General features: G+C 60.1%; 21 protein-coding genes and 2 pseudogenes. 11 read left to right on the top strand and 12 right to left on the bottom strand.

What is annotated here, in order from left to right:
- Nucleotides 1–2: 2 nt before the first annotated feature.
- From QCE63_RS34555 to QCE63_RS34545, 3 genes are all read right to left on the bottom strand, one after another.
- On the bottom strand, nt 3–635 hold the full coding sequence (locus QCE63_RS34555) for a PIG-L family deacetylase (protein ID WP_309839648.1): 633 nt from the start codon (nt 633–635) through the stop codon (nt 3–5).
- Complete coding sequence (locus QCE63_RS34550; RefSeq protein WP_309839646.1) at nt 635–1,549, bottom strand: NAD(P)-dependent oxidoreductase; 915 nt, start codon at nt 1,547–1,549, stop codon at nt 635–637. Before QCE63_RS34550 ends, QCE63_RS34555 begins: the two co-directional genes overlap by 1 nt.
- 1,102 nt (nt 1,550–2,651) lie before the next feature.
- Nucleotides 2,652–2,942 (bottom strand): hypothetical protein, encoded by a 291-nt coding sequence (locus QCE63_RS34545; RefSeq protein ID WP_309839644.1) that lies wholly within the window; start codon nt 2,940–2,942, stop codon nt 2,652–2,654.
- Between the two features lie 358 nt (nt 2,943–3,300).
- On the opposite strand from QCE63_RS34545, the gene QCE63_RS34540 reads away from it, so the two are divergent.
- The 4 genes from QCE63_RS34540 to QCE63_RS34525 all read left to right on the top strand — a co-directional run bounded on the left by QCE63_RS34540 (nt 3,301) and on the right by QCE63_RS34525 (nt 5,143).
- On the top strand, nt 3,301–3,525 hold the full coding sequence (locus tag QCE63_RS34540) for a hypothetical protein (protein ID WP_309839643.1): 225 nt from the start codon (nt 3,301–3,303) through the stop codon (nt 3,523–3,525).
- A gap of 26 nt (nt 3,526–3,551) precedes the next feature.
- Nucleotides 3,552–3,896, top strand: a complete 345-nt coding sequence (locus QCE63_RS34535) for a hypothetical protein (RefSeq protein ID WP_309839641.1) — start codon at nt 3,552–3,554, stop codon at nt 3,894–3,896.
- Nucleotides 3,897–3,985: 89 nt separating this feature from the next.
- Complete coding sequence (locus QCE63_RS34530) at nt 3,986–4,237, top strand: hypothetical protein (protein ID WP_309839638.1); 252 nt, start codon at nt 3,986–3,988, stop codon at nt 4,235–4,237.
- Between the two features lie 534 nt (nt 4,238–4,771).
- Nucleotides 4,772–5,143 carry a hypothetical protein gene (locus QCE63_RS34525; RefSeq protein WP_309839636.1) on the top strand — a complete coding sequence of 124 codons (372 nt, stop codon included), beginning with the start codon at nt 4,772–4,774 and terminating at the stop codon, nt 5,141–5,143.
- A 265-nt stretch (nt 5,144–5,408) separates the two neighbouring features.
- Here QCE63_RS34525 and QCE63_RS34520 read toward each other — a convergent pair.
- A pseudogene (locus tag QCE63_RS34520) lies at nt 5,409–6,454 on the bottom strand (ISNCY family transposase); the annotation flags it as partial.
- 452 nt (nt 6,455–6,906) lie between these two features.
- Between QCE63_RS34520 and QCE63_RS34515 the strand changes: the two are divergent.
- On the top strand, nt 6,907–8,064 hold the full coding sequence (locus tag QCE63_RS34515) for a hypothetical protein (protein WP_309839634.1): 1,158 nt from the start codon (nt 6,907–6,909) through the stop codon (nt 8,062–8,064).
- 574 nt (nt 8,065–8,638) lie between these two features.
- Here the strand turns inward: QCE63_RS34515 and QCE63_RS34510 are convergent.
- Both QCE63_RS34510 and QCE63_RS34505 read right to left on the bottom strand, forming a co-directional pair.
- A complete protein-coding gene (locus QCE63_RS34510; RefSeq protein ID WP_309839632.1) occupies nt 8,639–9,499 on the bottom strand; it encodes a trehalase-like domain-containing protein in 861 nt (286 codons plus the stop codon).
- Nucleotides 9,499–10,656 (bottom strand): Gfo/Idh/MocA family oxidoreductase, encoded by a 1,158-nt coding sequence (locus tag QCE63_RS34505; RefSeq protein WP_309839631.1) that lies wholly within the window; start codon nt 10,654–10,656, stop codon nt 9,499–9,501. The genes QCE63_RS34510 and QCE63_RS34505 overlap by 1 nt, the downstream gene beginning before the upstream one ends.
- A 449-nt stretch (nt 10,657–11,105) precedes the next feature.
- On the opposite strand from QCE63_RS34505, the gene QCE63_RS34500 reads away from it, so the two are divergent.
- The 4 genes from QCE63_RS34500 to QCE63_RS34485 all read left to right on the top strand — a co-directional run bounded on the left by QCE63_RS34500 (nt 11,106) and on the right by QCE63_RS34485 (nt 15,660).
- Nucleotides 11,106–11,807 carry a gluconate 2-dehydrogenase subunit 3 family protein gene (locus QCE63_RS34500; protein WP_309839630.1) on the top strand — a complete coding sequence of 234 codons (702 nt, stop codon included), beginning with the start codon at nt 11,106–11,108 and terminating at the stop codon, nt 11,805–11,807.
- Nucleotides 11,808–11,894: 87 nt separating this feature from the next.
- Nucleotides 11,895–13,679 carry a GMC family oxidoreductase gene (locus QCE63_RS34495; RefSeq protein ID WP_309839628.1) on the top strand — a complete coding sequence of 595 codons (1,785 nt, stop codon included), beginning with the start codon at nt 11,895–11,897 and terminating at the stop codon, nt 13,677–13,679.
- A 13-nt stretch (nt 13,680–13,692) separates the two neighbouring features.
- Nucleotides 13,693–15,057, top strand: a complete 1,365-nt coding sequence (locus QCE63_RS34490; RefSeq protein ID WP_309839627.1) for a cytochrome c — start codon at nt 13,693–13,695, stop codon at nt 15,055–15,057.
- Between the two features lie 177 nt (nt 15,058–15,234).
- Nucleotides 15,235–15,660 (top strand): hypothetical protein, encoded by a 426-nt coding sequence (locus QCE63_RS34485; RefSeq protein WP_309839625.1) that lies wholly within the window; start codon nt 15,235–15,237, stop codon nt 15,658–15,660.
- Nucleotides 15,661–15,713: 53 nt separating this feature from the next.
- Here the strand turns inward: QCE63_RS34485 and QCE63_RS34480 are convergent, their stop codons facing one another.
- Together QCE63_RS34480 and QCE63_RS34475 are read right to left on the bottom strand one after the other, a co-directional pair.
- Nucleotides 15,714–16,346 carry an SDR family NAD(P)-dependent oxidoreductase gene (locus QCE63_RS34480; RefSeq protein WP_404990240.1) on the bottom strand — a complete coding sequence of 211 codons (633 nt, stop codon included), beginning with the start codon at nt 16,344–16,346 and terminating at the stop codon, nt 15,714–15,716.
- A gap of 307 nt (nt 16,347–16,653) precedes the next feature.
- On the bottom strand, nt 16,654–17,283 hold the full coding sequence (locus QCE63_RS34475; protein ID WP_309839623.1) for a glutathione S-transferase family protein: 630 nt from the start codon (nt 17,281–17,283) through the stop codon (nt 16,654–16,656).
- Nucleotides 17,284–17,528: 245 nt separating this feature from the next.
- Here QCE63_RS34475 and QCE63_RS34470 point away from each other — a divergent pair, with 245 nt between their 5' ends.
- Complete coding sequence (locus QCE63_RS34470; protein WP_309839757.1) at nt 17,529–18,644, top strand: alkene reductase; 1,116 nt, start codon at nt 17,529–17,531, stop codon at nt 18,642–18,644.
- A 212-nt stretch (nt 18,645–18,856) separates the two neighbouring features.
- A pseudogene (locus QCE63_RS34465) lies at nt 18,857–19,782 on the top strand (LysR substrate-binding domain-containing protein).
- Here QCE63_RS34465 and QCE63_RS34460 read toward each other — a convergent pair.
- The 4 genes from QCE63_RS34460 to QCE63_RS34445 all read right to left on the bottom strand — a co-directional run bounded on the left by QCE63_RS34460 (nt 19,759) and on the right by QCE63_RS34445 (nt 22,689).
- A complete protein-coding gene (locus tag QCE63_RS34460) occupies nt 19,759–20,475 on the bottom strand; it encodes an SDR family oxidoreductase (protein WP_309839621.1) in 717 nt (238 codons plus the stop codon). The pseudogene QCE63_RS34465 and the gene QCE63_RS34460 sit on opposite strands and share 24 nt — an antisense overlap.
- Before the next feature lie 90 nt (nt 20,476–20,565).
- Nucleotides 20,566–21,237 (bottom strand): peroxiredoxin-like family protein, encoded by a 672-nt coding sequence (locus QCE63_RS34455; RefSeq protein WP_309839619.1) that lies wholly within the window; start codon nt 21,235–21,237, stop codon nt 20,566–20,568.
- 38 nt (nt 21,238–21,275) lie between these two features.
- Nucleotides 21,276–22,052 (bottom strand): enoyl-CoA hydratase/isomerase family protein, encoded by a 777-nt coding sequence (locus QCE63_RS34450; protein WP_309839617.1) that lies wholly within the window; start codon nt 22,050–22,052, stop codon nt 21,276–21,278.
- A gap of 64 nt (nt 22,053–22,116) precedes the next feature.
- On the bottom strand, nt 22,117–22,689 hold the full coding sequence (locus QCE63_RS34445) for a carboxymuconolactone decarboxylase family protein (RefSeq protein ID WP_309839616.1): 573 nt from the start codon (nt 22,687–22,689) through the stop codon (nt 22,117–22,119).
- Nucleotides 22,690–23,309: the final 620 nt, after the last annotated feature.

Below are 23,309 nucleotides of genomic sequence, written 5' to 3'. Positions count from 1 at the left end.
AGCTAGAGGAAGAACCGGGCGATATTGAACGCTTCCGCGGCGTGCACGCCGATATCGTCGCCTCGGGTTTGCATGCGCCGCGCCAGCGCGTCCGGTGTTCGGCCACCGGCCCATTCAGTGGCATAGAAGCTCATGGCTTCGCACTTTTGGGCCACGTGTCGCGCCTCCAGTGGCGACCACATGTTCGGCACGAAGGTGGGGAAGAAGCCCTGTTCGGTCGACGTGGACACCTCGAACAGATAGACATTCTTGCGCCGCCGAAAAGGGCGAGTTGCAATCTCGACGGCACGGCCGACGCTGCCGTGGACCTGATTGCAGTCGCCTGGCCAATGCGTGAAGATCGTGTCCGCCCATTCGACTTCCGGCAAGATGAGGTCGTGCAGATGATGAACGCCCGCCTCGAGTGACTTTTCGTCGATGAGCGGGTCGCCCACTAGAGCTTCCGCCCCGAGGTGGGTGCAACTGCGCCTGAAGGCACGCTCCAGTTCCGCCCAGTGCGCCACGCCGCGCGGATCGTTGCGCCGCACGGGCAGCAGCACCCGAACTTCATGGCCGCTCTCGGACAGCCGGGCTAAGGTTCCGCCGCAGCCGATCACCTCGTCATCGGGATGAGCGACAACAGCCAGAACCCTCATCAGGCTGCCTGTGGTTGTGCAAAGGCCCGGGCATACCATTCCAGCGTGTCATGAAGCGACTCGGTCCAGTCCAGGAATCGCAGGTCGCCCAGCACGGTTCGGAGCGGCTGGATGTCGGCGATCAACCGGGTCTCCGGTGTTTCGCCACGGCGCATGGGCAGGTGAACGACGCCGGCGCCATTGCCGAAATAGTCGTTCACCGCAGCCGCGATCTCATTGACGGAAAGACCGATGCCCCGTCCCAGGTCGACGGGGTCCGCGCTGCCGCCCGCCTCGACGAAATCCACGGTCAGGCGTCCGATGTCGTCGGAATGGATCATGTCGACGATCTGCTCGCCGCTGCCGAAGATCTCGATCGGCATGCCCTTGCTCGCCCGTTCGGCAAAGGACGGAATGATCTTGCGCACCGGACCAGTCGCCTGGCCGGGGCCATAGGCGTTGAAGTAGCGCAGCGTCGAGATGTTCGTGCTGCCCATTGACGCGTAGAGCTTCGCGAACTGCTCCGAAGCGTGCTTGGTGATCGTGTAGGTATTGAGCCAGACGTTCGGCTTGGACGGATAGAAAAGATTGGGCACGGCGTTCTGCACACAGGCCGCAAAGACATTCACGGCGCCCGTGATATTGATCTGGATTCCGGCCAGCACGTCGTCATCCAGCTCGGTTGTCCCTAGCTTGCCCGCCAAGTGGTAGACGGTGTCACGGCCTTGCGTCAGGTCGCGCATAGCCTGCGCATCCATGATGTCAGCCCGGACGACCTTGGCCGCACCCTCACCAAACAATGCGTCGCACTTCGCGGTATCCGCGTATCGGTCGGCGATCGTGACTGCATCTCCCCGCGCAATCAGATGGCGTACGATCGCGGCGCCCAAAAAGCCCTGACCACCGATGACGAGTGATTGTTGCGCACTTCCCATATTGCAGCTCCCTTGCTTTTTATGATTTTGGCGATGGCTGCGATTGTGATTGCACGACCTCGCTGAACGGATGCGATCTGATTCGGTATCGTTCGCCGATCAAGCGTTGCTCGAGTCCCCGTTGTTGTAGGCGCTTAATCTGTCGAGCCCCAATCGAATTGTGGAGAACCCAATGGGTTGCAGTATGTTTGCATCCGAACATAAGAGTCTGGGCGGAGACTGTTTGGCGCCTGATGCCGGTGAAGGTTGTGAACGGGCTGAAGCCGTTGCGGTGTTGATCGCCGAGATTTGAAGTACGCGAGCCTATGTACCGCACGGATCAGACAATAGCCCGCCGCCGGTCATTCGAGAAGGGCGCATCCATCCGGTATGAAGAAAAAGAAATGTGACAGGTGCACGACTCTGCGCTGATCCCATCATGCGAGGATTAAACAGAAGGATGTCCGGGGATAGCCGGATTTGGATTTTCTATGAAAATTCGACCTCCGGCCGTCAATGTGACCTATTCGGAGGCGCCGTGTCCGCTCGGCTTTTGGATTGCGGATAGCGCATGGCGGGTGTCAACGCTGCGTTCGGGCGACGGTGCGCGCTTGGGGCGTAGAAGCGAAAAAAGCAAAGATCGGCACGTTACCGGGCGACGTGGGACTAGTGCAGCCGCGCCAACTGGCGGACCTTGACGGACGCATTGGAGCGCAGAGGTCGGCGCTTGCCGTCATCGCGCGATTTGATTGGCTACATCAGACGAGGAACGATGCGATAGGGAAGCGCTTGTAAGTCACGCCGCGTGCCGCAGATGAGATGAAGGTATAGAACATCGGACCGCACCTGGTAGACGATCCAGCTCTCAGAGGAAAGCGCCGGCAGAACGTCTCTCGATAAACCCATCAAGCTCCCAAGGAAAGTGGCCACTTTCAGGAAACTCGCATCGTTCTGCTTCACGAGCAGTTCGCCCCGTTCTGGAAGCCTCGAAGCGAAGAGATTGAAAAGACCATAGCGGCGATGCTGTTGCGAAGTCGCGCGGACGTCCAATCTCAACTCTCGAACTTCCCACGGAGCAAGTATTTTTCCTTGTTGGCTCGCGCAGCGCGGCGAACTCGACTCACTACACGGGCTGTTGCGCTATCCAGTCGAGCGCATATTGCCGTCCGCCCTCCAAGGCATGTCTTTCGGTCGTGAATTGCTCGGGCAAGTCGTAGTCGTAAAACACTTCGCCGGACGTAAGGCGGATAACGCCGACCGCGCGCCAGAAGTGCGGGCTGATATAACGCGCGTTTGTCTCAATTGTCCATGTCGCGGTAGCCCCGCCGTTCAACTCCATCGGTGGCGGTCCGCCTGCCTGTTCGGCGCGCAGCGTCCTGAAATACGCAGTGTCGTCAATCTCGTTCGAGTCCAATTTCTCTCTTCTGAGGACGACAGATTAGAAAATATCTGCCCGACCTCGCCTTGATGATTCTTGAGATCATTGTAGAACATGCTTACATAAGTGCGTGGACGAACATAAGTAATGGCAAGAATTGGTTGAACATCGCATCTGGTCGCTTGAGTACACGCACGCGCAGGAAGGCGGACTCTCATAAAGACCGCGCGACGTTTCTCGATACGGGCCTGCGGCAGCGGCCCGATCTGTGCGCTGACGACTTCAAGACAGCATAACTTCGTTGCATGGCTTGGGCATCAATCCGGGCAGGAATGGCTTCGTGAGTGCCACGCCGAATCAAACATGAATGGCGCATCCTGAAGATCGAGCCGAAATGACAACCCCACAGAAGCCTAAAGCGTATCAGGTTGACCACGGCGAAGGTCTAGGGAAAAGGTTCGTTGTCGTCTTCGCCGTATCCGGTGCGCGCGCGCGGCGCGAAGGTGCGTCGATGCTCGACCTGACGTGGAACGAGGTCGGCGGTTGCCGTCGCGCGCCCGAGTTTGACAAATACGCGCCCGGCCCGGTGCCCGTCGGCGTGCTGACCGCCCGCGCATAAGCATCTCCGTCCTCACGGATACAACGATGAAAAACGACACCGCACCTGTGCAATTGAGCGATGCCGAAATTCGCGCAACCCAAATCGCCCAGTTGAAGGAGTACGGCTCCACCCGCGCGAAGACGCTCACCAAGCGCGCGGGCGTGCCCTATGAACGTATCCGTCGCATGCTCGAAGCGGCGCGCGCAACGGGCGAACTCAAAGACTGCGCCGACGAAAGCTGGGGCGGCTATCCGATGAAAGCGTGGGCGGTCACGGGCAGCGCGACCGTCCAAAAGGCGCAGGCAAGCCGCTTCGCGTTCTCGCCGAGCGAAACCTTGGCAGAGATGCAGGTGAGCGCTCGCGCGACCCTGATGCGAGGTATGGCATGAGCGGCGGGCGCATGGCCCTACGCGAGCGGCTTGAATGGCTACTCGTCGCAATGGCGTCTGGTCGCTACGGCCCGTCCGTCGATACGAGCATGCGCGACTTCGAAGCAGACTTCATTGTCGCAACAGGCGCGCAGACTTATGTTATGCCCGGCGGGCGCGAGCGCGCTCGCCACTTGGTTGTCGACTTGACAGAGATTGTTGATCGCGGGCAGGCGACTCGCGAGTCGAAGACGGTCCGTGAGGACAGTCACACGCGTAACTACGCACGATTCACCCTTACGCAGCAGGGCAGGGACGATGCCCGGGCCATCGCCGCGCGCACCACGAAGGAAACGGCATGATGCGCACGAGCCCCGCGAGAAGGCGATGCCGTCTGCGAAGCGGTTTGATTGATTACTTCTGTACATGCTCACACGGATCGAGCACGATACTGTGGACACCATGATCCGGGAGTTCGTGGGCGCGTAGACGAGCGCCAGGAACGCGCCGCACGCGGTCGCATGCATGGGGGCGAACAGGCGCCCCGCCTTGGGCTCGGTTGGGCTAGCTTTTCAAGCGCACCACGTCAGCATCGCTTGATGCTTGGCAGACGCAAATGGCTCGCGCGCGTACTCGTGCGAATCGGCTCCTTACTAACTAGCGAACGGAGGCTCCAGCCGTCGTACAAGACCCGCGCCTCCGCTAGGACCGCACCTCCACCGCTGGCCTTCGCTCGGCAATGACTCATCGCGCCTTGTGATAAGGGTCGCTCTCCCTAACGTGTCGATGGCAGGCTAGCAGCGGGCGTACTGCAGCGTGGCTGCCATCTTGGCCGCTCATGCGTGGATCGGGCTTTGGAAGTTTGAAATCTATCGGTCAATTCCGCGAATGCGCTCATGAAAACGCTCACCGCCGCTGGCACTGACATCCGCGAAGTGCTCGTGCGCCCAATTTTTCAAAATGTCTACCAAATTGAATTCCACCAGCCTCCCGGAATCTTTAGCGTAACCTTGGTAGGGCTTTCACGAGCATTGTGGCTGGCTGCGAGGATCCGGCCTGGCGCCGATGTCAGGCTTGTGCATGAGATCGCGGCATTGATGCTGCTTGATGCAAATCCGGTTCAAAGTGAACTGGACTATAGAGATCTGCATGCGCTGTGTGACCGACAGCTTGTTCTATTGGAGAGATTGGCGTCGGGAGTGGAGCGCCCTCACTTGACGGAACATGGGCGGGCTGTGCTGCAACATGTGGCCAACCGATGCACCTAGTTCAATGTATCGTCTAACCCCTCGATAGGGCGACCGCAGAACAGGACGCGTGAATATCTCAATCACGTGAAGTGTTGAACGCGCAGCTGGCGTTCAAACGTAGGCGAAGCTCATGCGACAAAGACGATCATATCCGCATACCTGTTTACGCCGACCGGAAATTGAGCCACTTGTAGGGATCGCGCCGACCGAAAATTGAACCGGGCAATCAACCTATCCTGCTAGTTTTTCAGGCAGGGTGTTTGGGGATGATCCCGATGACCATGTCGCGCTCCATCCGCACCTGACGCGATAATGCCAGCACATGCTCCAGGCGTTTGTTATCCACTTCGGCACCCTGATCCGCCACGGATGACCGGTCGTACTGGCGATAGGCCAGCGCGTCTCCATCCGCCCGAATTTCGATGCGACCATCCGGGTATTCGTACACGTCGATATAGCGATGGACGAGGGCGCGTGTCTGCGGCGTGTCGTCCAGCATGTAGATCACTCGGACGTACTGCAACGTCAAACTATTCGACACGCAACGCGACACCCGATGCGTCAGAATCAGGTCGAGATCCTCATCCTCGCGCAGCGCGCGATGCGCATCGAAGCCACTCCTGGGCATCTTCCCAAAACGACCATTGAAGTCAGCGATGAAGTGAGGCGCATAGGCATTCGCCGCCTCCCGCGTGTCGATCTTGCGCAACCGCAATTCCTTAACGAGCCGATCCTGCAAGGTTAAATTGGCCCGTTTCACGCGTCCCTTGGCTTGACTGCTGTTGGCGCATAGCGTATCCACGTTGAGCTCGTACAAGGCCCGTCCGTATTGGGTCACACCTTTGCCGGGGGTACTCGAATGACTGTTGCACGAGAACACGCTGGCGCGGTCGCTGTAGAGAGCCACCGGCTTGCCATACGCTGTATTTGCGCGTCGCCTCGAAATAGCTGAACGTCGACTCGGTCGCGGTGAAGTGCAGGGTCATCAGCCGGCTGGTGGCATCATCGATAAACACCAGCAACGTGCACGCCGGGGCTCGGTCTTCGAACCATCGGTGATCGCTGCCATCGATCTGAACCAGTTCGCCCAGACACGAGCGCCGATTCCTTGGTTGGTGAATCTTGGGCGGGCGCTGCGTGCGGGGAATCCACAGGCCTGCCTCGGTCATCAGGTGGCGCAACGGTTTCCTTGGATAACGTTAAACCGTGACATTCACGCAGCTTCTCGCAGGCCAGTGTCGGGCCGAAATCGGCGTAGCGATCCCGGATCAGCGTCAGCGCTCGACCAGCGATTGCTCCGTCGAGTTTCCGGTTTCCCGGACGGCCGCGAATATAAGTCGCATCCATGGAATACGGCGGTCTGGTATCGCCAGCTAGCTGGATTCGGTCTGACATAGATCGGCCATCACGGTCGGCGATTGGTCCGCCGCGTCGGGTTGCGGTCGATCCCCCCAACAGACGTCAAATCCATGTGCGGCGCTATGACCGTTATCGGGGAGGGACGTGCCGACGACGCGAACATGCAAAATCTGGCTCGGTCTCGTTCGGGACGTGCGACACATCAATTGTGACCCGCGCTGCATGAATCTCGTCAGCGTCGCTCATTCGTAGGCTAACTCTGAACCTCGCCCGTACAATCGAGGTCTGACGGTTGGCTATCAACGAGCCTTCGGATACATGAGGGCGGTTCGTCAAGTTCCGCCCAAGACTGCCGTTATTCCAATGAGCCGCTGTTCCACGCGCCAACCGTCGCACATTAAATAGTTCCGGGGAACGTCTTTATGGACAAGCAGGCCTTGATCCAAAACCTAGTCAAACATTTTGCGGCGCCTCAGTCATCGGAGCGCTGGGCTATGTATCATCTGATTAGCCCAGTGGTCGATTTCGCCAATTTGACGTCCGGTCTGATCTCTTACTATGAGTTTCAGCAACCTAGCGCGCATGAGACTTTTCAGAAGGTGGACATTGCACTCCTCGACAGCGTCACTCGTTCCCCGCGCGTCATGGTCGAAGCGAAGCAATTCCGAAAGCCCGTTTCGGCGGAGCTCATACGGAAGTACCTGAAACCGGGTGTGCGAGGCGCTGTAACGAACGGCTTTCACTGGGTTCTCTGCGTGGACGACAACAGCAAGATCGTGACGTTGTCGAGCGTGGACGGCACGTTTTTCGAAGAAGCGCTGAACGAGGTGGTGTCGTTCATCAGTAGCGGTGAAGTGGACACATCCGTTTGGAACGATGGCGACGCATACACCGCAAAGTGCCCGGCGGCGCGCGCTTCGAACAAGCAAGCCGCAGTGACGCCGCACTCATCCGTGTTAGAAGCGAGCATTGCGAAGTCGAAAAAGTCGAAATCGACGGTCGATGCCACCGGGCCAAGCGCGGCCGCGCAAACCCCGAATCCGGTTCCGCCTCGGGGAGCCAGAGCCACAATAAAGCCGGCCGCATCCGTATCGGAAGAGGACGTTGTCAAGCCGAAAAAACGCCTATCGACGGTCGATGTCATGGGGCTAGCCGAGGCCGTTCGAACATTGCAATCGGTTTCGCCTCTCGAAGCCACACTGCTTTCGGATCTGGCCACCAACCTCTCTGTTGCTCGACCTTTCGCGCAACATCTGCGGTTCGAAGTCAGCGAGACTCGCATCGTTTTATTCGATGAGCGCGTCGCCTCCAGGAATGAGCGGCGCGTCGCGCGGATAAAACTCGGTGCAACGCGTCCCGATGTGATCGTCAGGACGAGCATCGTCAGTAGCGACGGCTGCCTCTCGGGCATCTTGCCTCACTTTGCCCATGAACGAGGGCCGCATATGCGACGGTTTAGGCTCGGCGATGCGAAGCAAACTGTGGCCTTCGCGAAAGAACTCGCCCGCGTTTTGAGTGCGAAGATGCATCTGTCAGGCAGGAACGAGCTTTATTCGAATCGGCCTGATATTCACCGTTAGCGAGGCCCGCGCGCCGGTCAAGACGCTAGGTCATCATCGGGCCTGCCGGAAACTCACTGAGTGTCGCCGGCTACACGGATCGCTGTCTCGTCGCGCAAGCTGACCCATCTCGGTCACCGCAAAAAATGGCCGAGGCCTGGGACCGCATGGTCAAGACCCACGAGTAGCAGCGCGCGCGGCAATAAGCAGTGTTGGAAGCTCGACAACGAGACCAAGATGCTCACTTGATGCGGGACCGCGAGCGCGGATGGCAGGAGTGGCGGGACAGAATGACGCCGGAAGAACGGGCGCAGGCCAAAGCGTGGTTCAAGCAGTTCGAGGCGGGGCTTGGACGCTAGGCAGTTCACGTTTGATGATTTCCTCGAGCGCCTGCGCAAGAAGGGTCGCGGAACGGATGGAGCCATGCCAACGGCCGCTTCCGCGAGCCCAACCGCCGTTCGAATGGCAACGTCACCGAGGCAGCCAACGGGAGGTTGTGGCCGAAGTCGGTGGCGGATTCAACCGATCGATGCAATAGTTTGCTGGAATCGCTCGGCTGGCGTTTCGTAACCCAGGGTCTTTCTTGGGCGCTCGTTCAGCCGTCGCGCCTGAGTTTGGCTTTTGAGTCTTTTGATAGATCGGTACCTTTGTTCCCCCCGATCTGCTCCGGCAGCGAAGTCGTCGCGGCAGCGGCAATCGCGCCGCTGGGCGAATACAGCAGGAATTTCGGCGCCCGCGCGTTTCGGATCAGCAGCGAACGGTACGGCCCGTCATAACGACTATTCGCAGTCCATTCGCGCCATGCAGCATCCGATGTATCGATCCGCGCATCGATATCCTCGATGGGCGGCACGACGAGCGGTTCATCCTCGCCAGCGACGACGGCGAGCGTCTCGCATTCGCCCGCGCGCACAGTGAGATGCGCACGAATGCCTTCATCCGCACGTTCATCGATCACGACGCTAGTACCGTGCAGCAGCAGCCCCAGCATCCGCCCCGCATGGAACAGGTCGCGCCCGCCGATGGTCGAGCAATACGGGCTGATGGAATCGTCGCGGCGTCCGAATACAATTCGGATATCGAAACGGATGCTTCCTTCGATGCCCTCGAAGCGCCGCGCCAGTTCCGCCCACGGAAGCCGTCCCGCGGAGCCGCTATTGTGCGACTCGACCAGCTTCGCACGGCCCGACGCCGTAACGAACTCCGTTTCCAGCACGTTGCTGTCGTCGCGGTAGCGTCGTGCCACTTCGAACGGTTCCACGGGCGTGATCGAAAAGCAGCCGCCGTTGCGCGCATCGAGCAGGCGGTCGAACAGTGGCGGCGAATCGATGCTCGGCACGCACCACGAGTCGATGGAACCGTCCGCGCCGCTGAGCGCGACGTACCGGCCATTGCCCAATGCGGCGTAGGCATCGAGCGGCAGGAAACCGTCTGCGTTGCGTTGAATGCGCACCATCAGTTTTTCGGCACCTTGTCGACGCCCGCGCCGGGATTGCTCGTGTCGACGAGTTCCGGCGACTTCACCGCACGCAGCGTTTCGAGCTGCGCTTTCGTATCGATACGGCGCGTGCGTTCGAACGGTTCGAACGTGACCGGACGGCCCGTTTCCATCGCCTTGACGATGCCTTCGAGCACGCGCACATCGGCGTAACCTTCTTCGAAGTCGGGCTCCGGATGCGTGTCGTTCAGGATGCAGTCGGAGAAGTATTTCAGCTCGCCACCGAAGTGGTCGGTGTTCCTGAAGGACTCGGATTTTTCATCCTGGCCGATGGTGACGGTGTGCTGCAACGGCTTGCCGTACATGTAGCACGGTTGCATTGCGAGGTTGCCCTTCGTGCCGAGTGCGAAAAAGGAATCGAGCGTGTTGAGCGTGTAGGAGAGCACGAATTGCGCAAGGCGGTCGCCTGGAAAGCGCAGCGTGACGGATACGGTGTCGTCGAAGTCGCCGAGTCCGGCGTCGGGGTGGCGCACGCCCACGGCGGATACGACTTCGAGCGGCTCCGCTTCGAACACGTAACGCGCGGCATTAACGGGATACGGTCCCATGTCGAAGACCGGCCCTGCTTCGACACCGCTTTTCGCGCGATGATTAGCCGGATCGACCTTCTGCACGAACGTTGACGAGAACAGGCGCACGTCGCCGAGATCACCCGAACGAATGCGTTCGATAGCCGACAGCGTGGCCGGTTCGAAGTGCAACCGGTACGCGACCATCAGTTTCGCCGTCGATGCCTTTGCGACTTCGGCAATCTCTTTGCATTTTTCCGTCGAAATTTCGAGCGGTTTTTCGGTTAGTACGTGAACACCCGCCTTCAGTGCTGGAACGATGAACTCCGCATGTCGCCAGTTGGGCGTGGCGAGATAGATTGCATCGATTTTCTCGGAAGCGAGCAGTTCGTCGAATTGGTCGTAGGTGTAGAGGTCGGCGATGTCGTACTTTTCGGCGACCTTGCGCGCCTTGTCGAGATCGCCTGACACGAGCGCGGTGATCTGGGAGTTACCGGTGTGTTCGACGCCGGGCATCATCGCTTCCTGCGCGATATCGCCGAGCGCGACGACTGCGTAGCGGATTTTTCGGGCGCTGTTGAGGCCAAGTGCGGATGCGATGCTCATCTGATAAACCCTCGTGGAAGTTGGTGTGGCGTGCCTGTAGTTCAGGCAAGCCAGCGCAACGTTTGTTCCAGTCGGTGAGTTTCCAAAGCTGAGCGCTAAAGCGATTGTGCTGCCGGATTTGCGACCGTGGCAACGTAGGGAATGCAACCGGTTCCGTTTCGTGGCGAATTTTCCGTCGCCGATTTTCTTCGCCGGGTTCGTTCGCCGATGAGACGAGCCGGCACGGCGGGCAAGCATCCCATTGACGATGCGGCCATCTATCTCGACCCGCTGTCACCGTCAAAGCGCGTTTTGTCGCAACCCGTTAGACTCTTGCCTGTCAGGTGGCCGTCATGATGCTGCCGGCACGTGGAACATGGGGTGACATGCCGCGCCAGTCGAATACTGGCCGGTATCCGAACGGACTGTCGCGAAGCTGCGGTGGTCATTTCTCCACGACCCACGATTACATGAAAAAGACTATCCAGATCTCGCCTGCGCGGCGAGGCTTCATGCGCGATGTCGTCGCCATCGCGCCAGCGGCTATTGCGCTAGGCTCGAGCGTCGCCAGTTCGACCATCGTGCGCGCGGCAACGAGTCACGCGCAGTATCAGCCAAGCTACTTCAACGCCTCGGAATGGAACGCGCTCAACGCGCTCGTCGACCGTCTCATTCCCGCCGATGAAACCGGCCCCGGCGCGATCGAAGCCGGTGTCGCCGAATTCATCGACAAGCAGATGGATACGCCTTACGGTCACGGCGCGCTCTGGTACATGCAAGGACCGTTCGCGAAGAATGCGTCACCGTTGAAGGGCTATCAACTTCCTTTCGCGCCGCGCGACCTCTATCGCCACGCGCTCAATGGCCTCGATAAAGCTACGCGCGATGCGCACGGCAAAGTCTTCGCCGAACTCGACGAATCCACGAAAGACGCGCTCGTCGGTCAGCTCGAACACGGCAAGCTCGCCATCGGCGACGTGCCGCCCGCCGACTTTTTCGCGCTGCTGCTTCAGAACACGCACGAGGGCTATTTCTGCGATCCGAAGCACGGCGGCAACAAGAACATGGCCGCCTGGAAAATGATCGACTTTCCCGGCGCGCGTGCGGATTACATGGATCAGGTCGAACAGTACGGCGTGCGCTATCCGCTTCCGCCTGTGTCCATCGGCTGAATTGGCTGCAATTGCCGGACTTCTTACGTTTCTTTCTGGAACCGGTTCCACGAAGGAGCGCGGAGCACTCGCGTTCAAGGGAAAACAATGAGCAATAAAACCATGAAGCCAGTCGATGTCGTGATCGTCGGCTTTGGCTGGACCGGCGCCATCATGGCGAAGGAATTGACCGAGGCGGGACTGAACGTGCTCGCGCTCGAACGCGGCGCGTATCGCGATACGTATCCCGATGGCGCGTATCCGAAGACCATCGACGAACTGACTTATCTGCAACGCTGGAAGCTGTTTCAGGACATGTCGAAGACCAGCTTCACGTTTCGCTGGAACGCGAACGATCCTGCGTTGCCGTATCGGCAGATCGGGGCGTTCAAGCCGGGCGAAGGCGTCGGCGGCGCGGGGCTGCACTGGTCGGGACAGCACTGGCGCGTCTATCCGGAAGAGCTTCGCATCAAGAGTCATTACGAAGAGAAGTACGGCCGCAAATTCATTCCCGAAGGCATGACGCTGCAGGACTTCGGCGTGAGTTACGAAGAACTGGAACCGCACTTCGACTTCGTGGAAAAGATGATGGGCACGTCGGGGCAGGCGTATCGCGTGAAAGGGCAGATCGCGGCGAACGGCGTCGGCAATCCGTTCGAGGCGAACCGCTCCGACAACTTTCCGCTGCCGCCGCAAAAGACGCCGTACACCGCGCATCTGTTCGAAGTCGCCGCGCGTGAAGTCGGTCTGCATCCGTTTCAGGAACCGTCGGCGAACGTGTCGCAGCCGTACACGAATCAGTACGGCTGTCAGATGGGTCCGTGCAACTTCTGCGGCTTTTGTTCGGGCTACGCCTGCTACAACTATTCGAAGGCATCGCCGAATGTGAACATCATGCCCGCGCTGCGGCAGGTGAAGAATTTCGAGCTGCGGCCGAACTGCAACGTGCTGCGCATCGATCTCGACGATACGAAGAAAAAAGCCACCGGCGTGACGTACATCGACGCTCAAGGCAACGAGGTGCATCAACCGGCATCGATCGTGATTGCGAGCACGTTCGCGTACAACAACGCGCATCTGTTCCTCGTGTCGGGCGTCGGCAAGCCCTACGATCCGGCGACGGGCAAGGGCGCGGTCGGCAAGAACATCGCTTATCAGACGATGTCCACGGTCAAAGCGTTCTTCGAGCCGGGCAAGAACACGAACAACTTCATCGGCGCGGGCGGCAACGGCGTCGCGCTCGACGACTTCAACGCGGACAACTTCAATCACGGACCGCTCGGCTTCGTCGGCGGCGCGCCAGTGTGGTGTAACCCGGCGGGCGTGAAGCCGATTTCCGGCATCCCGGTTCCCGATGGCACGCCCAAGTGGGGCGCGGCGTGGAAGAAGGCCGCGAAGGACAGCTACACCAACTTCGTTTCCTTCGATGTGCACGGCGCGAACATGGTGTATCGCGACTGCTTCGTGGATCTCGATCCGAATTACAAGGATTCGTACGGCCAGCCGCTGTTGCGCTTCACGTTCGACTGGAAGGACAACGACATCCGCATGAGCCATTACGTCACAGGCCAGATGATAAAGGTGGCGCACGCGATGAACCCGAAGTCCATCGGCGTGACGATGATGAAGCAGGGCGATCAGTTCGATCTGCGTCCGTATCAGACGACGCACTGGGCGGGCGGCGTCGCGATGGGGCCGGACCGGGAGACCAGCGTGCTCAATCGCTATTTGCAGAGCTGGGACGTGCACAACGTCTTCGCCGTCGGCTCGGGCGTGTTTCCGGTTGGCATCGGCTACAACCCGACGGGACTCGCCACCGCGCTCGCTTACTGGTCCGCCAAGGCCATCCGCGAGCAATACCTCAAAGATCCGCGTCCTCTGATCGATGCGTGAGGACATTCAGAACATGACATTCAAACATTTGATTCTGGCGGCGGCTGCGCTGTGCGGTTTGGCGCTTGGTTCCGCACATGCGGCCACGTCCGCCGACGCCGGATTGATCCAGCGCGGCGCATATCTCGCGCGGGCCGGCGACTGCATCGCCTGTCACACGGCGCGCAACGGCAAGCCATTCGCGGGCGGTCTCGCGATCCAGACGCCGATCGGCCGCATCTATTCCACGAACATCACGCCGGATCGGGAGAACGGCATCGGCAAATGGACGTATCAGGACTTCGCGGCGCTCATGCGGCATGGCGAGTCGAAGGCTGGCTACGCGGTGTATCCGGCGATGCCGTATCCGTCGTATTCGCGCGTCAACGATGACGACATGCAGGCGCTCTACGCGTACTTCGAGCATGGCGTCGAGCCGGTCGCGCAGGCGAATCGCAAGAACGACATTCCGTGGCCGCTGTCGATGCGCTGGCCGCTGAAGATATGGCGCTGGGCCTTCGCGCCCACGCCGGAGCCGTTCGCGGATGTGACGGCCACGGATGCATCGGCGAGACATGGCGCATATCTCGTCGAAGGGCTCGGCCATTGCGGCAGTTGTCACACGGCGCGTGGCGTCACGCTACAAGAAAAAGCGCTGACGGGCGATGGCAACTCGATCTACCTCGCGGGCGGCGGCGCGGTCGATGGCTGGGTCGCGCCGAGTCTGCGCAACGAGCACGGCGGCGGCCTCGCCGGATGGAGCGAAGCGGAGATCGTCGAGTTCCTGCATACGGGGCGCAACACGCACACGGCGTCGTTCGGCGCGATGAACGATGTCATCGCCGATTCGACGCAGTTCATGACGCAGCGCGATTTGCAGAGTATCGCGCTGTATCTGAAGGCGCTGACGCCGCAGCACGCCAACGCCACGCCGTATGTGTACGACTCGCACGTGGCCGGGCAGTTGTATGCCGGTCACGTGCCTGCGGTGCCAGGCGCGCAGTTGTATCTCGACCGATGCGCGGCCTGCCACAAGTCGAACGGCAAGGGCAATGGGCGCGCGTTCCCGGCGCTGGCGGGCAATCCGGTCTTGCAGACGTCGAACCCGACATCGGCGATTCATATCGTGCTGTCCGGCGGCGCGCAACCGGCGACGAACACCGCTCCGTCGACGCTGACGATGGCTCCGTACGCGGACATCCTCACCGATCAGCAAGTGGCCGATGTGGTCAGCTTCATCCAGACGAGTTGGGGAAACGCGGGCGGCAAGGCGAGTGCGGATCAGGTGGCGAAGCTGCGTAAAGGCGCGGTGCCGGTCGAAGCACGCGGTTTCCCGATGGCCGAGCCAGAGTTGCATCACGCCGCGCCCGCGGATCAGGCTTCTGGCACGCGCGGTTAACGTCGTTTTTTCTGCGATCTGCGAGCGTAGCGTTTTGCGCGCTTGTGGATCGCGGTCGCGTCGAACGCAGACGCGCGCATCCAGTGCGAGCGGCACGAACGATGCGTCGCCGTGTTGCCTCGGCCGTCACCGGATACACCGGAACGTGCCGGATCGTTCACGTGCGGAGCGCGAAAAATGACTTTGTCCCGCAGTAAGCAGATTGGCCGAACCCCTGCGCTGGTTTTCGTGATTCTGTGGTTCTTCATCGGCGGCATCGCGCATTTTGCCGCGACCGATCTGGAGATGCGCATCGTTCCGCCGTGGCTGCCGGAGCATCGGATGATCGTTCTCGTCAGCGGCGTGTTTGAACTGCTGGGGGCGTTCGGACTGCTGCTGCGCGTCACGAGAACCCTGGCCGGATGGGGCCTGATTCTGCTGACGATCGCGGTGACGCCCGCCAATATCTACATGCTTCAGCAGGCGCATCAATTCCCGGCGGTTCCCTATTGGGCGCTCGTTCTAAGGTTGCCGCTGCAACTGGTCCTGCTGTTTCTGATCTGGTGGTCGACGCGGCCCGGAAAAACCTTTCGGGCCGATGTGATGAATCGCCGGATTTCCTGACGTCACGGACACGCGGTTCGCTTCGAATGAAACCGGGCCGCTCATCGGCAGGCTCACACTTGCGCCTGACCGCCATCGACGAATAATTCGGCGCCGTTCACGAAGCTCGAACTATCCGATGCCAGGAACAACGCCACCGCCGCGATCTCGCCAGGATCGCCCACGCGGCCCATCGGAATGCGCGACGCCAGATAATCCAGTAGACCTTGTTGCTGAGTCTCGTCCGGTCCCGCCAGTTCGACCAGACCAGGCGTTTTCGTCGCGCCGGGGCTGATGGTGTAGACGCGAAAGCCGCGGTCCTTCAGGTCGAGAATCCAGCTACGCGCAAAGTTGCGGATCGCCGCTTTCGATGCCGAATACACGCTGAACGCGGCTGTGCCTTCGATCGTCCTGGTCGATTCCGCGAGAGTCACCGATGCGCCCTTCCACAAGAGCGGCAGCGCCTTCTGCACGGTAAAGAGCGTGCCCTTCACATTGCGGTCGAAGGTGTCGTGATAGTGCGCTTCGGTGATATCGCCCAGCGGCACCATTGCGCCGCCTCCTGCATTGGCGAACAGCACGTCCAGCCGGCCTTTCTCCGCGCGAATTTTTTCGTACAACGGGTCTACCGTTGCGCTTGCGCTGAATGGGTCGTTCAACCCGGCCAGCTTTGTACTTACGTCGCTTCCGAACGGACGCGCGCTCATCAGCTATGTGTGACTGCAAGTTCGCGCTCGGTAAATCATTGTCCTGAGTGTCCCGGGTTCGCCAATTCGTGCTTTCGGCCAGTTTCGGACGTACGTCTGGGTGCCTGCGCGAACGCACTAACGACGGGTCCACCTCCGAGAGCGGACCTTTGTCGAGCAGCGATATCGCCTCGTCCGAGAGAGGGACAGCCTGTGTGCTCCCTTGGGCGGTCGACCCAGAACTGGCCCGTCGGTTATGGAGCATGAGCGAGCAGTCGACCGACGTACGATTTCCTGCCGGTCAACATACGTGAATGGTATAACCGATTCACCCATTCGCATTCGCAAGCCGTTCGAGTTTCCCGATTGCTTTCGTCACGGCCGGCCGGGCAATCATCGCGTCGTACCAGCGTTGCACATGCGGCACCTCGTCGAGTGTCAGAGCCGGGAACGCGCGTCGCCATATCCATCCAAAGTGGGCGATATCCGCGATGGAATACTCGTCGCCCGCGACGAACGACTGCCCGGCAAGAATACCGTCGAGCAGTTTCAGTTGACGGTTCGCTTCGCCGGAGAAGCGCTCGATGGCATGCGGCAGCGGCTGCGGTGCGAATTTGAGGAAGTAACCCGCCTGTCCGAAGGCCGGGCTCAGTCCTGAAGCATGAACGAACAGTTGTTCAAACGTGCGAGCCCGGCGCACCGGGTTTTGCGAGAGCAGCTTGCCGTGCTTCTCGGCGAGATAAACGAGGATAGCCGCAGACTCGGTCAGCACGAAATCGCGATCATCTGTGGTCAGCACAGGCACTTTTCCGTTGGCGTTCAAGGCAAGAAACGCATCGCTCTTCTGTTCGCCCTTTCGAACGTTGACTGCATGCAGCGTGTACTCGATTCCGAGTTCTTCGAGTGCGATCGGCACCTTGACGGAATTGGGCGTGGCGAATGCATGAACGTGGTACATGGCGTGTGATCCTCTAAGAGAGATAGCGGTTTGGCGTGAGACGAACTGTGCGCGGCATTCGATCGCCGGTGAAGTCCGGTCGGAGTGATAAGCGCTATTCCTCCAAGGAATGGCTCAGGACGACCGGAGTCGGATGCTTCTCGTTATTCCGCGCAGGAATGACAGCTATCGCCCGTTGCTGTCTTCTGCAGAATCGCACTTGCCCCGAAGATCCACAGGTCTTCTCCCTTTTTCAGGTACGCGCAATGAACCCTCTCTTTACTCAAACTCAGGTCGGTCCTTATCCTGTCAGTCACCGCGTCGTCATGGCGCCGCTCACGCGGATGCGCACCGAAGCGCAGAACGTCCCGGGCGATCTGATGGTCGAGTACTATGCGCAGCGCGCTTCGTCGGGCGGCTTGCTGATTTCCGATGCGACGTCCGTGTCTCCTCTCGGTTTCGCCTATGTGGGCGCACCGGGCATCTACACCGAAGAGCATGCACGCGGCTGGAGACGCGTCACTGACGCCGTCCACGCGAAAGGCGGACGTATCTTCCTGCAGTTATGGCATGCGGGACGACAGGCGCATCCCGCCAACATCGGCGGAGAATCACCGGTCGCGCCTTCTGCCGTGCGCGCTTATGAACACTCGGCAATTCACAACGAAAGCGGGCGCGTTATCGAGGTCGAGCAGGTCGTCCCGCGCGCACTCGCGCTGGAAGAGATTGCTGGCGTGATCGAAGAATTTCGTCACGCTGCGACGCTTGCGAAACAGGCCGGTTTCGATGGTGTCGAACTGCATGCCGCTAATGGTTATCTGCCCGACCAGTTTCTGCAGGACGGCGCGAACCACCGTACGGATGCATACGGCGGCTCGCTTGAGAACCGGGGGCGCTTTCTGTTCGAGGTGATCGACGCAATCGCTTCGGTGTGGGACGCCGACCAGATCGCAGTCCGCCTATCGCCGGGAAGCTCGTATGGCACGATGTCCGAAAGCGATCCGCATGCCACGTTCGGCTATGTCGCGCGGCGCCTGGACGGCTATGGGCTCGCGTGTCTACATGTCGTCGAGCCGCGTGTGCGCGGTAACGATGACGTCGCCGCAGCGGCATCCGCCGTCTCGGCGAAAAATTTGCGGTGCGTGTTCAAGGGAACACTCATCGCAGCGGGCGGCTTCACAGCGGATAGCGCGCATCGCATAATCGAAGCAGGCGACGCTGATCTCGTCGCGTTCGGGCGCCTGTTTGTCTCCAATCCAGATCTGCCCGAGCGACTGCGCGTCGGAGCACCGCTGAACCATTACGATCGCTCGACGTTCTACGGCGGCAACGCACGCGGTTACACCGATTACTCCTTCCATAGCGCCGCGCCGGTTCTCTGAACCGGATTGCACGCATCGCAAACCGGCCCCGCCGCAGGCGATCCTGCGGCGGGGCCGCTTGCATTGCGGATTGCATTCGTGAACGGAAGTCAGATGACAAAGTCCGATCATCGGCAATTTCATCGATCCCATGTTCTGACGCGCTAGACTCCCGCCTGAACACATCACAGCCACAACAAGGACTTTCACGGTCCGCAAGGAGAAGCAACGGCATGGACCGGATGGCAGCAATGGAAACGTACGTCAGCGTGGTGGAGGCTGGCTCATTCTCGGCGGCCGCCAAGCGGCTCAAGCTAGGTCAACCGGCGGTTTCGAAGTCGATTGCGCAACTCGAAGAGCGACTCGGCGTGCGGCTGCTGTTGCGCTCGACGCGCGGCCTGACGCCCACCGATGCAGGTCAGCGCTTCTACGAACATGCCAGACGCGCAATCGAAGAGGTAGACCTCGCCGAGCATGTCGCGCGTGACGCGTCGATCGGGCTATCTGGAGTGTTGCGCATCAGCGCAGCCGTGACCTTCGCGCGGCTGCATATCCTTCCGGCGCTGAAGACGTTTTTGGACCGGCACCCTAACCTGCAGATCGATATCGTGCTAGACGATCGCACCATCGACCTGCTCGAAAAAGGCGTGGATGTGGCGCTGCGCATGGGCTCCCTCGACGATTCAACGATGACCGCACGGCGCATCGCGCAAAGCCGTCGGCTGGTGGTCGGCACGCCTGCGTATCTAGCCGAAGCGGGTGTGCCGACGACGCCTGCGGAGCTTAGCCAGCATCAGGTGATCGTGTATTCGTTGCGAGGCGGTGGCGAGTCTTGGGCGTTCAGCCAGCGCGGTAAAGAAACGGCGGTTGTCGTATCCGGGCGCGTCAGCGTCAGTGCGCTGAAGGAATGCGTACAACAGTGCTCGGCGGCATTGGTCTTGCAATCGCATCGGAATGGATGTTTTCGCCTGAACTTGTCGACGGCACGGCTCAGGCCGTGCTGACCGACTGGGAATTGCCTTCGATCGACCTTTGGGCAGTCTTCCCGGCCGGGCGCCTGGTAAGTGCGAAGGCGCGAGCGTTCGTCGCCTTCGTGGAGGAAATACTGGGCGTCACAGGCGGCGGCAACGAAACTTCAGAAAGCAAGCTTGCCGATTGACGCACCGCCGTCGACGTAAAGCGTCTGACCGGTCATGAAGCCGGCCGCGTCGGATAGCAGAAACGCGGTCGTAGCGGCAATTTCATGGGGCTGGCCGAAGCGCCCCATCGGTACTGCGGACAGATAACGCTTCTCGCCCTCGCTGCCGGGCGGATTGTTCGCGCGAAACAGCACGGTCTCGGTCGGGCCCGGCGCGACGGCATTCACCGTAATGCCCGTGCCCGCCAGTTCCAGCGCCCACGAACGCGCAAAACTTACCAGCGCGGCTTTCGCCGCTGCGTAGGCCGTGCGTTGCGTCATGCCGAGAATTGTCAGGCTGGAAATGTTCACGACGCGTCCCCAGCCGCGTTCTTGCATGCCGGGAAGCAGCGCCTGAACTGTTTGCACGGCAGGGTGAAGATTCAGTGCGAGAACGTCGTCGAGATCGTTTAGCGCGACTTCGCCGAGACGCTGCGGCCTGACTAATGCGACGTTGTTCACCACGCCATCGAATGCGTGACGTCGCACGAGGTCATCGAGCACCGCACCGGTTGCGGCACGGTCGGCCAGATCGACGCGGACCAGTTCGCCCGGAAAATCGCTTGCTTCGCGCGCGAGACCCACCACGTGGTGGCCATCGGCAATCAGCCGTTCTGTCAACGCGAGGCCAATGCCTTTGGTCGCGCCGGTGATGAGAAATGTACGTTGTGTCATCAAATGTCCTTTAAGAACCTGAAGGAATCGAAAAGCCGCGCCGGGTTTTCCGGCGCGGCATGGCTGTTGCCCGGCGTTGCGCGGTAAGGCTCAGGCGTTGGCCGTCGCCTTTTCTAGAACCGAGAACATGTCCGATGGATCGGGACGACGCGTGTAATCCGGGTTGACCTCCGAATACAGCACAATGCCATCCTGCCCGATGACGTAACGCGCGGGCATCGGCAAGGTCCAGCTCGGGTCGTTATTGAACGCGGGCAGATCGTTCTTCAGGTTCTTGTACAAGTCGACCAGATAGTCGGGCAACGCGAAGCGCAATCCGAAGTCCATGCCCGTCTGACCGTTCACGTCGCTCAGCACCGGAAAGCCCAGTTCGTTGGTGCGCACGGACTTGCGGCTGTTGACCGGCGTTTGCGGAGAAATCGCCACGACGTTCGCGCCATAGGCCTGAATCTGCGGCAGCACCTCGTTGATCGCCTGCAATTCGATATTGCAATACGGGCACCAGACACCGCGATAGAAGGTCACCACCATCGGACCCTTCACCAGCAACGCAGCGGACGACACGTCGTTGCCATCCTGATCCTTAAGGTTGAAATGCGGGGCGCGGTCGCCGGCCTTAATCGCGCGGCCCGCTTGTCCGCTGGCAATCAGTTCTGCTGTGGCGCGTTCCATCACCGGATGAATCTCCGCAGGAGCGTTGAAGGGCGGCTTGCCAGCCTTGAAGTCGGCCCGGAATGCGTCCAGTTTGTCTTGCAGTGACATGAGTGTTCTCCGTCGAGAGGAATAAAGGAATAATGGATTCAGGCTGCGTTCTGTGCTGCTGCGATGCGAGCCACTTCGGCCGCCGTGATGCCTTCGAGCGCAAGGCCGTAGCCGATGCCTTCGTCGATCACACGACGCAGACGTTGAGTCAGGCCAATGCGGGTGTATTTGGTGGTGAGCGGGGGCTGCTTTGCGATCGTCGCGGCGATGTTGTGCGCACGTTCGAGTAACTGATCTGCAGGCACGATCTCATTAATCACACCCAGCGACCTCGCCTCTGCAGCGTCGAGCTTTTGCTGCGTGAGCACGAAGTACCGGCCGCGAATGCTGCCGATCATTTCCGGCCACAGCAGATGCACGCCGTCGTTGGGAGCGATGCCGAACGCGGCGTGCGGCAGGTCCTGGAACACGGTCTCGGGCGTCGCCACCACGATGTCGCACAGCAGGACATATTCCGAATGCAGCAGGACCGGGCCGTTGAGCGCAGCAATCATCGGCACTTCGATGTCCAGGATGTTCATCAGGATCTTGCGGCCTTCGCGGAAGATCTTGTCGTAGCCACGCGGCGTGAAGAAATCGAAACCTTCCGGCGAGATCGCGTCCATGAATGCGTCGCCGCTTCCTGTCAGGATGACTACGCGGTTATCCGGATCTTCACCGATCTGATGAAACATATCGGTGAACTGTTCATGCGTGTGGCCATTGAAGACGAGCTTCTCGCATTCGGTATGGAAACGGACTTCGAGCACGCCGTCCGGTGTACGGGTCAGTCGTGCATTGGGATAGGCGTTTTTATAGCGGTCGAACGTGGACATGGCGGGCTCTAGGCGAACTTCTGTGTGGCTTGGACGGGAGCCGTAAGGGCTCCCGTGGACGGCCTTAGGCTGCAGCAGCGACAGCGACCGGTTTGGTCCACTCGTTACCGGCCATGAAGCCGTCGAGTGCCGTGTGGACGATGTGGTTCGTGTAGTTGCTCATCACCTTGGTCGCCACGCCGAGGATTACTTCAAGGACGTTCTGACGGGTGTAGCCGGCGGCAAGAAACGCGTCGACATCGGCGTCCGGGACGAAACCGCGCTCACGCACCACGAGGGTCGTGAAGCGATGCAGCGCTTCGAGCTTTGCATCGGGTAGCGGTGTGCCGGCGCGCAGTGCGGCGATTACGCCTGCGTCCATCTTGATCATCTTTGCGAGCGTGCTGTGACCGGCCATGCAGTAGTGGCAGTTATTCTCGAAGTTCGATGTGAGGTAGACGACCTGCTGTTCGTGCGGCGTCAGCGTGCTCTTCGAGAACAGGTCCCACAGCGCCGAGTAACCGGCCAGCAGCGCGGGCGACTCCGCCATATGCGCCTGAAGATTGGGGACGAAGCCAAATGCGCGCTTCGTGTCTTCGAGAACGGCCTTCGAGGCGGTCGGTGCGGTGTCGATGGTGTAGGTTTGGAAGTTGCTCATCGTGCTGCTCCTGTTGGTTGACGATGAGCAAATGATGAAGGTCAGCGCTTTTTCGAAGAAGGCCGGCGCCATCGATAACAGTCATTCCTGGGAGGCATAAAGCGATGGGCATCGAATCGGGTAGACCGAAAAACACCGATGGTCTCCGCACCGGGAAGAATCGGTGAGGGTTCGGTCGACTGCCTTCTATCATTCGGCGTTGGTATGGGACGGGCCGCTTCCACTTCGAAAGCGGACGCACAACTCGCGGGGAGCCATTGGCTGCTCAGGGTCGACAGTGTCAGTTGGCAAACGCGGGGAGCAGCCATCCCGCTGCGCCGCGCGGTCACCAGCGAAAACTGTCAATGTTCCGGATTTCCCAGGCGGTCTTGGCGAAGAATGACTAGGGCCGATGGCGTGCATGCAGTTGACCGCACCGAATGGCCGTTGCATCATCAATATGTTCAAATCCACGGGCATGTATGGGTGCAAGACGACAGTCTCACCTTTCGCAAGTTTGGCAGTTCCTCTTCCACCTTTTTCTAAGAGGTGGTTTCAAAATGCCTGAGCAGATCGTTGAAGAGTATTCCAGCAGATCATGCAGGCAGCGAGTTTGAGGAAGGCTTCATGCATTGTCGCCA

This window comes from Caballeronia sp. LZ065, from assembly GCF_031450975.1.
Lineage (GTDB): Bacteria > Pseudomonadota > Gammaproteobacteria > Burkholderiales > Burkholderiaceae > Caballeronia.
Note: the sequence above shows the minus strand (reverse complement) of the source record. Positions and strands in the feature narration are given on the sequence as shown.